Origin of the sequence: Halothiobacillus sp., assembly GCF_028710545.1 — a bacterium.
In the GTDB taxonomy this organism is placed as follows: domain Bacteria; phylum Pseudomonadota; class Gammaproteobacteria; order Halothiobacillales; family Halothiobacillaceae; genus Halothiobacillus.
The window spans coordinates 1-13,884 of record NZ_JAQTTX010000028.1 but is presented as its reverse complement, the minus strand read 5'-3'; the positions used below and the strand labels follow the sequence as shown (position 1 = coordinate 13,884).

The 13,884-nt window shown below is 55.2% G+C and carries 12 protein-coding genes; 8 read left to right on the top strand and 4 right to left on the bottom strand.

Features of this window, described 5'->3' with window-relative positions:
• Position 1: 1 nt before the first annotated feature.
• Complete coding sequence (locus PHD44_RS07200) at positions 2 to 433, bottom strand: BLUF domain-containing protein (protein ID WP_300189744.1); 432 nt, start codon at positions 431 to 433, stop codon at positions 2 to 4.
• Between the two features lie 195 nt (positions 434 to 628).
• Here PHD44_RS07200 and yegQ point away from each other — a divergent pair, with 195 nt between their 5' ends.
• From yegQ to argE, 5 genes are read left to right on the top strand one after another with little or no spacing between them, the layout of a single operon-like run.
• Positions 629 to 2,038: a tRNA 5-hydroxyuridine modification protein YegQ gene (yegQ, locus tag PHD44_RS07195; RefSeq protein WP_300189742.1), complete on the top strand. Its 1,410-nt coding sequence runs from the start codon at positions 629 to 631 to the stop codon at positions 2,036 to 2,038.
• A 4-nt stretch (positions 2,039 to 2,042) separates the two neighbouring features.
• On the top strand, positions 2,043 to 3,158 hold the full coding sequence (gene lptF, locus PHD44_RS07190) for an LPS export ABC transporter permease LptF (RefSeq protein ID WP_300189741.1): 1,116 nt from the start codon (positions 2,043 to 2,045) through the stop codon (positions 3,156 to 3,158).
• The gene (gene lptG / locus PHD44_RS07185) at positions 3,145 to 4,263 is read left to right on the top strand and encodes an LPS export ABC transporter permease LptG (protein ID WP_300189739.1); all 1,119 of its coding nucleotides are present in this window, start codon (positions 3,145 to 3,147) and stop codon (positions 4,261 to 4,263) included. Before lptF ends, lptG begins: the two co-directional genes overlap by 14 nt.
• A 28-nt stretch (positions 4,264 to 4,291) precedes the next feature.
• Entirely contained in the window at positions 4,292 to 6,550 is a 2,259-nt protein-coding gene (parC, locus tag PHD44_RS07180) for a DNA topoisomerase IV subunit A (RefSeq protein WP_300189736.1), read from the top strand.
• Between the two features lie 8 nt (positions 6,551 to 6,558).
• Positions 6,559 to 7,707: an acetylornithine deacetylase gene (gene argE, locus PHD44_RS07175; RefSeq protein WP_300189732.1), complete on the top strand. Its 1,149-nt coding sequence runs from the start codon at positions 6,559 to 6,561 to the stop codon at positions 7,705 to 7,707.
• A gap of 3 nt (positions 7,708 to 7,710) precedes the next feature.
• Here argE and lpxB read toward each other — a convergent pair whose 3' ends face one another.
• A complete protein-coding gene (lpxB, locus tag PHD44_RS07170; RefSeq protein ID WP_300189729.1) occupies positions 7,711 to 8,946 on the bottom strand; it encodes a lipid-A-disaccharide synthase in 1,236 nt (411 codons plus the stop codon).
• Between the two features lie 43 nt (positions 8,947 to 8,989).
• Between lpxB and rnhB the strand changes: the two genes are divergently transcribed.
• Together rnhB and PHD44_RS07160 are read left to right on the top strand one after the other, a co-directional pair.
• Positions 8,990 to 9,631 (top strand): ribonuclease HII, encoded by a 642-nt coding sequence (gene rnhB, locus PHD44_RS07165; protein WP_300189728.1) that lies wholly within the window; start codon positions 8,990 to 8,992, stop codon positions 9,629 to 9,631.
• Between the two features lie 110 nt (positions 9,632 to 9,741).
• A complete protein-coding gene (locus PHD44_RS07160) occupies positions 9,742 to 11,046 on the top strand; it encodes an FAD-dependent oxidoreductase (protein ID WP_300189725.1) in 1,305 nt (434 codons plus the stop codon).
• Between the two features lie 59 nt (positions 11,047 to 11,105).
• On the opposite strand, the gene PHD44_RS07155 is transcribed toward PHD44_RS07160, so the two are convergent.
• Positions 11,106 to 12,827 (bottom strand): glutamine--tRNA ligase/YqeY domain fusion protein, encoded by a 1,722-nt coding sequence (locus PHD44_RS07155; RefSeq protein ID WP_300189723.1) that lies wholly within the window; start codon positions 12,825 to 12,827, stop codon positions 11,106 to 11,108.
• Positions 12,828 to 13,079: 252 nt separating this feature from the next.
• Between PHD44_RS07155 and PHD44_RS07150 the strand changes: the two genes are divergently transcribed.
• Positions 13,080 to 13,586, top strand: a complete 507-nt coding sequence (locus tag PHD44_RS07150; RefSeq protein ID WP_300189720.1) for a Dps family protein — start codon at positions 13,080 to 13,082, stop codon at positions 13,584 to 13,586.
• 101 nt (positions 13,587 to 13,687) lie between these two features.
• On the opposite strand, the gene PHD44_RS07145 is transcribed toward PHD44_RS07150, so the two are convergent.
• A partial coding sequence (locus tag PHD44_RS07145) for a hypothetical protein (RefSeq protein WP_300189717.1) occupies positions 13,688 to 13,884 on the bottom strand: 197 nt, incomplete at its 5' end.

Below are 13,884 nucleotides of genomic sequence, written 5' to 3'. Positions count from 1 at the left end.
ATTAGCCATTGTTCGATTTGATTAGCGGGACGTTGTCAATGAAGGCCAGCATCAAGGCCGCTGCGGAGTCGCCGCTCAAGGTGTACGGATCAAAGGTATCGGTGCCGCTGTATTCATAAAAAGTGGCTTTGTTGATTGATCCCTCACCGAGATAACCCATGTTCCAGTCCGCGAATTGGCGTTTGACGACTTCCCGATAGTCCAGCAACACGGGGGCGGTGTGCCGCGGGTCTTGGCTGATCCGCGCAAAGCGCTCGTTGACGGCCAAGCGCTCACCCTCAAGCCATTGCAGGAAAAATCCCGAATTGAACATCAATAAACCGGATACGCCTCGAGGTTTGTTGTTGCGTTGCGAGGCGGCCAGAATATCCTTGATGGCACGATAATCTAAATCAGGCGCGAGCCTGGAAACGTAGATAAGGCGAACAAGCATGGATTACTCCTATCATTTTTAAGTTGTACTAGACTTATACAATATTTATTCAACTAGTGCATGAATTGTTTGGTCGGGTACCGGTGCACTAGCGACCAGAAAAACCTGAGAAAGAAATCACGGCGAATGGGTGTGAGTAGTTCAGGCTCAACAAGCTACAATACGGTCTTGTTAAGTGTTATTGAGTCAATGTGAATGAAAGCGCCTGAATTGTTATCTCCTGCCGGTACGCTCAAATCGATGCGTTACGCCTTTGCCTACGGTGCCGACGCCGTTTATGCGGGGCTGCCTCGGTATAGCCTGCGGGTGCGTAACAATGATTTTCTTGAAGATAATCTGCGCATCGGCATTGATGAAGCGCATGCGGCGGGCAAGAAATTTTTCATGACAGTGAATCTGTCGCCACATAACGCCAAGCTCAGAACATTTATCAAGGACATGACACCGCTGGTCGAGATGCAGCCGGATGCGTTCATCATGGCCGATCCCGGCCTGATCATGATGGTGCGTCAGCAGTGGCCGGATCTGCCGATTCATCTTTCCGTACAGGCCAATACCGTCAACTGGGCGACGGTGCAGTTCTGGAAAAACGCGGGTATTTCGCGGGTGATTCTCTCGCGTGAACTCTCTTTGGATGAGATCAGCGAGATTCGTGATCGCTGCCCGGATATGGAGCTGGAAGTATTCGTTCACGGCGCACTTTGCATCGCCTATTCGGGTCGCTGCCTGCTTTCCGGCTACTTCAATCATCGTGATCCGAATCAGGGCACCTGCACCAATGCCTGCCGCTGGGAATATAAAACCGAGGCCGCGACGGAAGATCTGTCCGGTGTCTATCGCCCGGCGGAATCGTCGATTATCCCGCTCGATGCCGTGGGTGGTGCCACGGCCATGGAAGGCTTCGATTTCTCGGGTGCAGAGCAAGCATTCGGCCCGACGGGAAGCGATAACCGCCATCCCAAGGCCAACGATGTGTACTTCATTGAAGAGCCGAATCGACCGGGCGAACTGATGCCGATCGAAGAAGATGAGCACGGCACGTATATCCTCAACTCCCGTGATTTGCGCGCGGTGGAACATGTCCAGGCGCTGACGCGAATCGGTGTGGATTGCCTCAAGATCGAGGGCCGGACCAAATCGCACTATTACGTGGCGCGAACCGCGCAGGTTTATCGCCAAGCGATCGATGATGCGGTGGCCGGTCGCCCCTTCGACCCGAATCTGATTGCCGAACTCGATAATCTCGCACATCGCGGTTATACCGACGGATTTTTTGAACGGCATCACACCAAGGAATATCAGAACTACATCGAGGGTGTTTCCAAACACCGCGAGCAGCAGTTCGTAGGCGAGATCACCTCGGTGCAGGGCGATTGGGCCGAGGTGGATATCAAGAACAAGTTGGCCGTTGGTGATTCGGTCACCTTCATGCTGCCCGACGGCAACCGCATCGAGCAACTGGCCGATATGCAAACCTTGGAGGGTGCTGCCATGACCGAAGCGCCGGGTGGTGGCTACAAGGTTCGCCTCAAGTTGCCGGAAGGCGCCGGGGCATTTGGCGACCGCTTGAAATATGGTCTGATTGCCAAACATCTGAACGGCTGATTTCATGCCGATTCTGAATCGTTATCTGTTGCGCGAGGCGAGTGTGGCCACCCTTGGGGTGACCTTGATCGTGATGCTCATCATGCTGGCGAATCTGCTTGCTCGTTCACTTTCTGCGGCAGCGGACGGTACGTTGCCCTCAAGCCTGATCCCCGCGATGATGGGCTTCAACGCCGTCAAGCTGTTGATCTATGTGTTGCCGGTGGGGTTGTTCATCGGTTTGATGTTCGCCCTGGGGCGGATGAGTCGGGATTCGGAACTGACCGTCCTTCGTGCCTGCGGCTATGGGCCCCGGCATCTAAGCCAGGCCATCCTCTGGCTGGCTATACCAGTCAGCCTGTTGACGGCCAGTATTTCGCTGATCGGTTACCCGGCACTGCAGCAGGTTCAGTCACGGATGATCGACGCCGCACGCGGTCAACAAGTGGTTAATCAACTGCCGGTTGGCCGTTTTATTGAAGATCCGTCCGGTAGAGCGGTGTTGTATATCGGGAGTAAGTCCGGTAATGGTTATTCGGATATCTTCGCATTCAATGAACCCACGAATGGAAAAAATGCTCGCCAAAAGCCGGGGGTTGAAATGGCACCCTTCGGTAAATTGATGACGGACTCTGCTGGGCATCGATATGTGGTGTTGGAACAGGGTCGAAGAATTCAGGGGGTAGCGGGTGAGCAGGACTGGTCTGTAATTGACTATCAAACCCATGAAATTCTTGTGCCGGGGCAGGCGGACACGGAAAACACTCAGGAAAACAGGAAATCATCCCTGCAGCTGCTGCATTCGGATTTGCCCGGCGATCAGGCCGAATTCTATTACCGCCTCTCGCAAGCGCTGACCGTGCTTGTGCTTGCCTTGATTGCCGTTCCTCTGGCCCAAGCCAAACCCAGATCGGGTCGGTATGGCCGACTCTTCTGGGCCTTTCTGCTCTATGCCTTGTATTTCAATTTGATTGCCCTGATGGAGAACGTCATCAAGCACGGTGAGCTTACGTTGTGGCAGGGGCTGATCTTGACGCACGGGGCATTCATTCTTTTGTGGCTTTGGCTGCTCTGGTGGATGAGTGGTGGTTCGCGGCGACTGTGGCAACGCCTGTTCCGGAGACGACATGGGTACGCTTGATCGTTATCTGATTCGAGCGATTGTTGTCGGTGGCTTGGCCTCCACGGCCGCGTTCGGATTGCTGATTATCGTTTTCGGCGCCATCGATGAATTACCGAAGGTCAATGCAACCTACAGTGCAATAGATGCCCTGTCCTTTGTGCTGTTGACTACGCCGGGCTATCTCTACGATTTTTATCCGGCGGCGGTGCTCGTCGGCGGCCTGCTCAGTCTGGGTAATCTGGCGGCACATTCGGAGCTCACCGTGATGCGATGTTCCGGGATGTCGATGTTCCGTCTCGCGCGTCCCGTCTTGCTCGGTGCCACGATACTTGCCTTGCTTGGTATGTTTATGGGCGAGACGGTCGGTGCCTGGGGGCAGGAAAAAGCCAATCAGTCGCGGGCGGAAGCCCAGGGAACCGGCGTCAGCATGAATCTCAAGTCCGGTTTGTGGTTGCGCGATGGGGACCGTTTCATCAATGTGGGTCAGGCCATCGTCGGCGGGCGTTTGAATCATGTGCGCGTGTTCACGGTCAATGCGCAAAGCCAGCCTGTTCAGCTATTGTCGGCGAGTTATGCGACCAGCGAAGGCGGGGATTTATGGCGTCTGTACGATGTGAAAGAATCCACGCTCGACACGACTGTTCCCGGAAACAGCGTCAAGGTGAGAACCGCCCCCGTGCAGGAGCACGTGCGCTTGTTCTCGCAGAAAATCCTGAATATTGCCGTGCTCAATCCACGGCATATGAACATTCTGCAACTTCAATCCTATGTGGACTATCTGCATAAAAATAAGTTGGACGCCTCCGCCTATTCATCCGCACTTTGGGCGCGGGTGTTTGCGCCCATTTCCGTGTTGGTGATGCTGTTTGTGGCCTTGCCTTTTGTGTTTGCGCCGCAACGTGGCGGTGGCGCCGGTCGCTGGTTGTTTATCGCCATTGTGCTCGGCGTGGTTTACCTCACCTTGGTACAGATCGTTTCGGCGTTTGCACCGGTGTACGGCGTGGGTCACCCGCTTGTCCCGTTTTTGAGTGCAGCGGTGCCGCCCGTGCTGTTTGCACTCTTGGGTGTATTTGCGCTGCGGCGATTCAACCCTGCGCGCCGGACGGCGCTGCCGACAAGTTAACCCTGCGGCATAAAATAATGAGGATGTCATGAGTTTAGATGAGTTTGACCACGGCCCTGCGAATAATGAAAGCGGCACCGACGGTTTCGAGCGCCGGTCGATCGCTGAATTTTCCGAACAGGCCTATCTCAACTACGCGATGTATGTGATTCTCGATCGCGCGTTGCCGAGTGTGTGTGATGGCCTCAAACCCGTGCAGCGCCGCATCGTCTATGCCATGAGTGAACTGGGACTGACGGCGGCATCCAAACACAAGAAATCGGCGCGAACGGTCGGTGATGTGATCGGCAAGTTCCATCCGCATGGCGATTCGGCCTGTTATGAAGCGATGGTGCTGATGGCGCAACCGTTTTCGTATCGTTATCCGCTGATCGATGGTCAGGGCAACTTCGGTTCACCGGACGATCCCAAATCCTTTGCCGCCATGCGCTACACCGAATCCCGGCTCACGGCCTACGCCCATAGCTTATTGGCCGAAGCGGAGCAGGGCACGGTCGATTGGCAACCCAACTTCGATGGCACGCTGGAAGAACCCACGCTGCTGCCCGCGCGTTTGCCGAATGTATTGCTCAATGGCGGCATGGGCATTGCCGTGGGCTTGTCCACCGATATTCCCCCGCACAACCTGCGCGAAGTCGTCGCGGCCACCATCGCGTTGCTGGACGAGCCCGATAGCACTGTGGACGACCTCTGTCGCCATCTGCGCGGCCCGGATTTTCCCACCGAGGCGGAAATCATCACGCCACCGGAAGACATCATCCAGATGTACCGCACCGGCACGGGCTCGGTTCGCCAGCGGGCGCGCTATGAAGTCGAACAGGGTGAAATTATCATCACGGCGCTGCCGTTTCAGGTGTCGGGAAGCAAGATTCTCGAACAGATCGCCGCCCAGATGAATGCAAAAAAACTGCCGTTGGTGACGGATCTTCGCGACGAATCCGACCACGAGGCACCCACCCGCCTGGTGATCATTCCGCGCAGCCGACAGGTGGATACTGAAGCATTGATGGCTCATCTGTTTGCGACCACCGATCTTGAAAAGAGCTATCGCGTGAACATGAACGTGATCGCGCTCGATGGCCGTCCCAGAGTGATGAATCTCAAGGATCTGTTGGCCGAATGGTTGCAGTTCCGCCGTCAGACGCTGACCCGCCGCATCAATTGGCGTCTGGCGAAGGTGGAGTACCGGTTGGAGATTCTCGCCGGCCTTCTGATTGCCTTCCTCAATATCGATGAAGTCATCGCCGTCATTCGCGAAGCCGACGAACCCAAGGCCGAATTGATTGCCCGGTTCGATCTCACCGAGCGTCAGGCCGAGGCGATTTTGGAAATTCGCTTGCGGCAACTGGCCAAACTCGAAGAAATCGCGATCAAGAAAGAGCAGGGTGAATTGGTGGCCGAAGCAGAGGTTCTGCGCGGCTTGCTGGCCGATGAATCCCGCTTGCGTAATCTGCTGCGCGACGAACTGCAGGAAGATGCCCAAAAATACGGCGATGCGCGGCGTTCGCGTTTGGTCACACGCGGCGCAGCACAGGCATTGGCCGAAACGGCCCTCATTTCCAGTGAACCGGTCACCGTCGTGTTGAGCAAGAATGGCTGGATCCGCGCCGCCAAGGGGCATGATGTCGATCCGGCTGCGTTGTCCTACAAGGCGGGGGATGAGTATCTCGCCCACATGAATGGCAAATCCACGCAGTCGGTCATCCTGTTCGACGATACCGGCCGGGCCTACACGCTGGCTGCGCATAGCCTCCCATCTGCGCGAGGGCAGGGCGAGCCATTGACCGGGCGGCTCAGCCCGCCGACCGGCGCGCAATTTATTCAAATGGTGATGGCCGATGATCAGGATGCCGTTTTGTTATGGCAAAGCGGCGGTTACGGCTTCATCACGCCGTTTGAGGAACTGCTCAGTCGCCAGCGTGCCGGTAAGGTGATCGTGAGTCTGCAAGACGGTGCCACACTCGGTGCGCCGATTCGCTTGAACGATACGATCGAGCGCATTGCCTTCGCATCCAGTGATGGTCACGTGCTGATCCTCGAACGTACCGACATTCCACAACTGGGCAAAGGCCGCGGCAACAAGCTGATGGGGCTGAAATCCGGGGCAACATTAATTGCCACCTGTGCCTTGGCCGAAGGCGAATCGCTCAAGGTTCAGTCCGGTGCACGGAGCGTGATCCTGCGTGGTGTGGACTTTGAAAACTACGGTGGTGCGCGCGCCAGTCGTGGTCGCATCCTGCCGCGCGGATTCCAGCGCGTCGATGCCCTTTTCCCAGCTCAGGAATAATAATCAAAATGGCCGCGCCCGCCCTGTCGCACATGCTGAATGAATTGATTGCCACGCCGTCGGTGAGCAGTGTGATGCCTCAGTTCGATATGGGAAATCGGGCGTTGATCGATCGATTGGCCGGTTGGTTGGAATCGGCCGGATTCAGCGTCGAAATCCTGCCGCTGGAAGGCCATATCGACAAAGCCAATCTGATCGCCACGCTGGGCACCGGTGATGACGGCCTGATCCTCGCGGGGCATACCGATACGGTGCCGTGGGATGACAAGCGTTGGCAGCATGATCCATTCCGCTGGACGGTCGATCAGGGGCGGGGTTACGGTCTCGGCAGCGCCGACATGAAAAGCTTTCTGGCTCTGGCGATTGAAGCGGCACGCGGATTGAAACCGGAAGATCTGCATCATCCACTCATTATCGTTGCCACCGCCGATGAAGAGAGCACCATGGACGGCGCGCGGCTGTTGGCTCGGCTCAGGCGACCGAGGGCGAAGTACTGCATCATCGGCGAACCGACCGATCTCACCCCGGTGCATATGCACAAGGGCGTGATGATGGAATCGTTGACCGTTACCGGCCGCAGCGGGCATTCAAGCAACCCGCAAATGGGCCGCAACGCCATCGACGGGATGACGCGCGTGCTTGCCGATCTGTCCAATTGGCGCGAATCACTCAAGCGGCAGAGTAACCCGGCTTTTCTCGTGCCCTATGCCACCCTGAATTTCGGACATATTTGCGGCGGGGATAACCCGAACCGGATTTGCCCGCAGTGCGTCCTGAATTTCGATTTACGACCCTTGCCCGGTATGAGTGGACCTGAATTGCGCCAGGAGCTTCGGGAGCGGATTGCCCGTGTGCTGGATGACACGGATCTCGAATTCGAAATGACGTCGTTGATGGCCGGCATTGAGCCTTTTTCCAGCGGCGATGACTCCGTCTTGGCGCGGGAATTGGCGGAAATCAGCGGCAAAGCGCCCATTACCGTGGCATTTGGCACCGAGGCGCCATTCTTCAAGGAACTGGGTTGCGATACGGTCGTGTTCGGTCCGGGCCGAATCGATCAGGCGCACCAGCCGGACGAATACATCGAGTTATCGGCTTTGGACGATACCGTCAGGATGTTGCGCCGCTTGGTTCACCGCTACTGTACGGCAGGCTGATTTTTATTTTGGCAGCGCTGTAGCGGGTGTTTCACTTGTCAGATTCAGCACTAACTTGGCCAGATGCGCCAAGGCGCCGGGTTCGCCCAGATGTTGTGGAATTTCTGCCAGTGCCGTGATTTGGCTCGCTCGGCTTTCAGTTTCGTGCATCAACTCATTGATTTTATTTGTGATGGCGTCCGGCGACGCGGCGCTCTGGATCAATTCGGGAAATGCATTCCGGTTCAAGACGATATTCGGCAGGCCGATGCGTTCGATATGCACGAGATGCTTTGCCAGCCAGTACGTGATCGGGTGCGTTTTGTACACGATGACCATCGGTGTACCGATCAACGCCGCTTCCAGCGTGGCCGTGCCCGAGGCAATGATGAGTGCATCGCTTGCGGCCATGACTTCTCTGGCGTGACCATTGACCAAGGTCAATGCGCCACGCAGATCCGGCGAGATGGCGCACTTCGCCAATTCCTGCTCAAACCACACCGGATCAATGGAGTCGGCGATGGGCAGGGCGAACAACCAATCCGGATGCGCCTTCAGTAAGCGCTGCGCCGTGGCAAGCTGAGTGCATAGCAAGCGGCTGATTTCGCTGCGACGACTGCCGGGCAGCAGGCCGATCAGCTTGGCCGCGGGTGCAATTTCGAGCGTCTGCCGAGCTGCGGCCTGCACAAGGTTTCGGGTGGTGTCGGTTTTGCAGGATTCGGGTGGGATCATGTCGCGCAACGGGTGCCCGACATGGGTTGTCGGCAGTCCGTATCGGGTGAACAAGGGCGCTTCGAAATCAAATAGAACAGCCAGATGATCCGCGACATCGGCGAATTTTTTTGCCCGTTTCGGACGCCAGGCCCATACCTGCGGTGCGACAAAAAACAACACCTTGATGCCGTGTGCCCGTGCCGCCTTGGCAAGCCGCTGATTGAATTCCTGAAAATCAATGGCGATTACAATATCGGGTTTGAATGCAATCATGGCATTGATCAGAGTGTTCAACGCCTGTTTGAGTTGCCCGTAATGACGGAGCACTTCAACCAGACCCATGACGGAAACGGTATTTAAATCAACAACCGTATCGATGCCGGCAGCACGGCTTTGCGTCCCGCCCAGACCCTGAGCGACGCTGCCTGGACGCAGTGTATTCAACCGCTGGAAAAGTTCGGCGGCATAATGGTCGCCGGAAGCTTCGCCCGCAGCGAAAAACAGACGCAGAGGCCGCGAATCGGATGGCGTAGTGGAGTCGGTCATGGTCGGGCTATGGATAGGTCAAAAGAAAAAATAAGAGAACAGTATGCCGCAATTGCCTTTGTTTGAGATGCAGCCAGCCGGATTAATCTACGCGGGCGTGGACGAGGCCGGACGAGGCCCGCTGGCAGGCCCCGTTGTGGCCGCCGCCGTCGTTTTGTATCCGGAAGATCCGATCATTGGCGTGAACGATTCGAAAAAACTGACCGAACGACAACGCGACAAATTGTTCAATGAAATAACCCGTCGCGCGCAAGCCTTCGCCATTGCCGAAGCGACGGTACAGGAAATCGATTCGATGAATATTCTCCAGGCATCGCTGCTGGCCATGCGCCGCGCCGTGATGGAAGTTGAAACCCATATGCGATCTCAGGGTTGGAAACTGGAGCGTATTCATGTCGATGGCAACCAGTGTCCCAAAATGGACAACATGGAATGTCATGCCCTGGTGGGTGGCGATGGCCGGGACGCGGCGATTGCCAGCGCCTCGATTCTGGCGAAGGTGACGAGGGATCGGCTCATGCTGGCCTTGGACGCACAGTATCCCCAATATGAATTTGCCAGACACAAAGGCTATCCCACGGCGCGGCATCGAGCCTTGCTCATAGAGTTTGGTGCCTGCCCAGAACATCGCTCTGGTTTTGCCCCCGTTAAAGCAGTTTTGAAACGAATGAAATCTGCTTTCTGATGAGCGTTTTTGAGGGCGGGCGAAGTGATTTTGAACTCCTGTAATTAAATTGTGTCACTAATAAGCCGATAAATTTTTATTTGGCCTTGGTGTAAATGAACGAGGTGATTATGGAAACGTTGAAACACAAGCCCCATGTTGTTGTTCTTGGTAGCAATTTTGCCGGTCTGGGCAGCGCGCAGAAAATCCGCCAATATGCGGGTGATGCGGTTGAAATTACCGTTGTAGATCGAAAGGATTATTTGTTATTTGTGCCGAACATTCCGGCCGATGTGTTTGAAAACAGAAATCCGGCCATGCATCAGCGTATGGAATTGCGTGACGTGCTTGCCCACGATCAGATCAATTTCATCCAGGCCGAAGTGAATGCCATTGATGTCGATTCCGAGGTGGTGCACATCACGCCCAACGAACGCCCGGGCGCTGCCGCTGTGACCTTGAGTTACGATTATCTGGTGGTCGCTCTGGGCAATCGTTTGGCTTTTGAAGACATCGAAGGTTTTGCCGAGTTTGGCGATAGCGTCAGCGATTTGTATCTGGGCGAAAAGCTACGCCAGAAATTGCATTTCGGTGGCTACAAAGGTGGCCCGATTGCGATTGGTTCGGCGCGTTTTACTCAAGGGGACGGGGCCAAAGGGCTGGAGCCTTATCCCGGTGGCAGCATCCCCGATGCGCTCGCCGCCTGTGAAGGTCCACCGGTTGAATTGATGATGGCCGCTGCACATTATTTGGATGAAACCAAACAGGGGGAGCCGAGCAAAATCACCGTTTTCACGCCCGCCGAGCTGATTGCCGAGGATGCGGGTGAAACGGTCGTCAAGCAGTTGCTCGATCTGGCGACCAAGATGGGCTTCAACTACCTTAACAACACGCAAGATATCAAGCGCATTACCAAAGATGGTATTGAGTTTGCCGATGGTCGATCGGTCGAAGCGGAACTTAAAATCGTTTTTCCCAATTGGAAAGCGCATGAATTTATGCGTGGCTTGCCGATCAGCGACAGCGAAGGGTTTGTCGTTACCGATTTGCTGATGCGTAACCCCAAATACAAAAATGTGTTTGCCGCCGGTGACGCCGCCGCGGTTACCATGCCGAAACTCGGTGCAATCGGCCACCAGGAATGCGAAATCGTCGGCTTGCAGATTGCCAAGGACGTGGGCCGATTGTCACCCGAAGAGGCAGACAAGCCCTTGCAGCCAGTTGTTTATTGTTTGGGCGACATGGGCGGGGGCAAAGCCTTTTACATTCGCTCAAATACCTGGTTCGGCGGCGATACGGCAGTGCTTAAAATGGGGCGTGTACCCTATATGCTCAAAATGCAGTATCAAACATTATTCATGCAGTTGAAGGGCAAAGTACCCGCTTGGGGGCTGGATTTCGCGGAAATGGCCGTGGAACATCATATTCCCAAGTAATTCGCCGGTACGAGGCGAATGATCTCAAACCCGCCTGTGCTCATGCCGCATGCGGGTTTTTATTTGGCCGTCCAGGAATCTCTCAGGGTCACGGTGCGGTTGAACACCGGTTTTGCCGTGCTGTGATCGTGTTGGTCGGCAACAAAATAGCCATTGCGTTCCCATTGATAACGCGATTCCGGCGCGCAGGTGGCGAGCGAGGGTTCGATCATTCCAATCTGAACCCGTTTGGCGTCCGGGTTGATGTCGTCGAGGAAATCCCGTTCCATGTCTTCGGGGTCATCCGGGCGCCGGGCGCCGGGCGCGGGCACGCTGAACAAGCGGTCGTAGATGCGCACCTCGGCTTCTACGGCGTCATGGCAGGATAACCAATGAATGTTGCCTTTGACCTTGCGTGATTCCGATCCGGGCGTGCCTGACTTGGTATTAGGATCGTACTCGGCATACACACAGGTGACCCGGCCATTCTCATCCGCATCGAAACCGGTACATTTGATGATGTAGCCGTAACGCAAGCGAACCTCGGCACCGGGTGTCAGGCGGAAGAACTTTTTCGGCGGCTCGACCATGAAATCTTCACGCTCGATCCAGAGTTCACGAGATAACAGAATTTCGCGCTTGCCCAATTCGCTGTGATGCGGATGATTCGGCGCGTGGCAAACTTCCGTTTGTCCTTCCGGGTAATTGGTCAGCACCAGCTTGACCGGGTCGAGCACGGCCACGCGGCGCTCGGCATGTTCATTCAGATCTTCTCGCATGCAGTCTTCCAGCACGCTGTAATCGATCAGACTATCCGATTTGGATACGCCGATCCGATCGGCAAACAGTTTGAAGCCTTCCGGGGTAAACCCCCGCCGACGCGCGCCTTTGAGGGTCGGCAGGCGAGGGTCATCCCAGCCATCCACGTGACCGCCGGTCACCAACTGGATCAGCTTGCGCTTTGAAAGCACAACGTAGGTGAGATTCAAGCGTGAGAACTCGATCTGCTGCGGTAGGGGGGGCGTGAATTCCCCCAGTTCAGCCAGGCGCGCCAAAAACCAGTCATAGAGCGGCCGGTGATCGGTAAATTCCAACGTGCACAGTGAATGCGTGATGCCTTCGATCGCATCCGATACACAATGGGCAAAATCGTACATCGGGTAAATGCACCAGACATCACCGGTACGATGATGATGCGCGTGTCGGATACGATAAATGGCCGGGTCGCGCATGTTCATGTTGGGCGAAGCCATGTCGATCTTCGCGCGAAGGATATGGCTGCCGTCGGGGAATTCACCTGCCCGCATGGCTCGGAACAGATGCAGGTTTTCTTCGATGCTGCGATCGCGGAACGGGCTGTTCTGGCCCGGCTGGGTCAGGGTGCCGCGCGTATTGCGCATCTGATCGGCATCTTGTGAGTCCACATAGGCCAGTCCGGCCTCGATCAATAATTCAGCGCAGTGATACAGACGTTCGAAATAGTCCGAAGCGTAAAACACGCGTGCCCCCGGGTTGAACCCCAGCCATGACACGTCTTCGCGAATGGCATCGACATATTCGGTTTCTTCTTTCGTCGGATTGGTGTCATCAAAACGCAGATTACAAGCGCTTTGCGGACACTCGGCGCGATAGTCTTCGGCGAGGCCGAAGTTCAGGAAAATACTCTTGGCATGACCGAAATGCAGGAATCCGTTGGGTTCGGGCGGAAAACGGGTTGCGACCTTCGCACCGTAGGTTTGTTTAGCGCAGTCTTCATCGATGCGGGCGCGGATAAAATGGCTGGATGGTGAAGTTTCGGTCATGGTTGGATGGCTTATTCGAATATGGGAATTATTAGTCCGGACATTGTAAGGATTTTACGCGCCGATAGGTGATCGGATGTTCGATTCCGATGGATGAATCACCTGATTCTCCAACTGGCGAAGACGGTCAGGGAGCGATAGATTCGGGTAATCAAAGTCATTGAAATATGACATTTGCACCTAATTCAGTAAAGGGCTATGTTTAAGCATGCCCACGAATAGGGTGCGTTGAAACTACAGGAGCAGAACGTCATGGCTAAGAAAAAAATCACCACCGAATCGACATCAAGCGACGGTATCCACATCGGTATCAGCGAAAAAGATCGTCAGTCCATTGCTGATGGTTTGAGCCGACTATTGGCGGACTCCTACAGCCTGTTTTTAATGACGCATAATTTCCACTGGAATGTGACCGGGCCACAGTTCAACAGCTTGCATCTGATGTTCGAAACTCAGTACACAGAGCTTTTTACCGCCGTGGATGAAATCGCGGAGCGGATTCGTTCGCTGGGTGCGTTTGCCCCCGCATCGTTCACCCGTTTTTCGGAATTGTCATCCTTTACGATCCCAGATGAAAAGTTGGCTGCCAACGATATGATCGCCCATCTGGTCAAAGGACAAGAAGCCGTGGTGCGCACGGCACGTGGAGTGTTCCCAGTTGCCGAGGCGGCGCACGATGAACCAACCCAGGATCTGCTGACCCGCCGGATGGAACTTCACGAGAAAAATGCCTGGATGTTGCGTTCGCTATTGGCATGAGTGAATCTTTCTCGACGCTATAAGCATAAAAAAACCCGCAAACCATGACAGAATGCGGGTTTAATTAAGTTTTAAGAATCTTATCAGACGCTATAAAACAATCACTTGGTGCCTGCATCGGGAACCGAACCAAGATCATCGGTATTCGTTGAATGACTGGAATCAGCATCTGGTTCATCCATCGGGCGCTCGTTCACAGTGGGTGCTGCCGTTTGCGGTTTTTCTCTTTGCGTGGTTAAAAGGTGATGAGTCAGCGCCGTTTGATTGTCTCGGGCATGAGACACCAGTTCGGCTTGAG

What these genes read in the sequence shown, in the direction of transcription:
- PHD44_RS07200 (WP_300189744.1), bottom strand. Translation starts at nt 433, where the DNA reads ATGCTTGTTCGCCTTATCTACGTTTCCAGGCTCGCGCCTGATTTAGAT.
- rnhB (WP_300189728.1), top strand. Translation starts at nt 8,990, where the DNA reads ATGCCGCAATTGCCTTTGTTTGAGATGCAGCCAGCCGGATTAATCTAC.
- parC (WP_300189736.1), top strand. Translation starts at nt 4,292, where the DNA reads ATGAGTTTAGATGAGTTTGACCACGGCCCTGCGAATAATGAAAGCGGC.
- PHD44_RS07150 (WP_300189720.1), top strand. Translation starts at nt 13,080, where the DNA reads ATGGCTAAGAAAAAAATCACCACCGAATCGACATCAAGCGACGGTATC.
- lptG (WP_300189739.1), top strand. Translation starts at nt 3,145, where the DNA reads ATGGGTACGCTTGATCGTTATCTGATTCGAGCGATTGTTGTCGGTGGC.
- argE (WP_300189732.1), top strand. Translation starts at nt 6,559, where the DNA reads ATGGCCGCGCCCGCCCTGTCGCACATGCTGAATGAATTGATTGCCACG.
- PHD44_RS07155 (WP_300189723.1), bottom strand. Translation starts at nt 12,827, where the DNA reads ATGACCGAAACTTCACCATCCAGCCATTTTATCCGCGCCCGCATCGAT.
- yegQ (WP_300189742.1), top strand. Translation starts at nt 629, where the DNA reads ATGAAAGCGCCTGAATTGTTATCTCCTGCCGGTACGCTCAAATCGATG.
- PHD44_RS07160 (WP_300189725.1), top strand. Translation starts at nt 9,742, where the DNA reads ATGGAAACGTTGAAACACAAGCCCCATGTTGTTGTTCTTGGTAGCAAT.
- lpxB (WP_300189729.1), bottom strand. Translation starts at nt 8,946, where the DNA reads ATGACCGACTCCACTACGCCATCCGATTCGCGGCCTCTGCGTCTGTTT.
- lptF (WP_300189741.1), top strand. Translation starts at nt 2,043, where the DNA reads ATGCCGATTCTGAATCGTTATCTGTTGCGCGAGGCGAGTGTGGCCACC.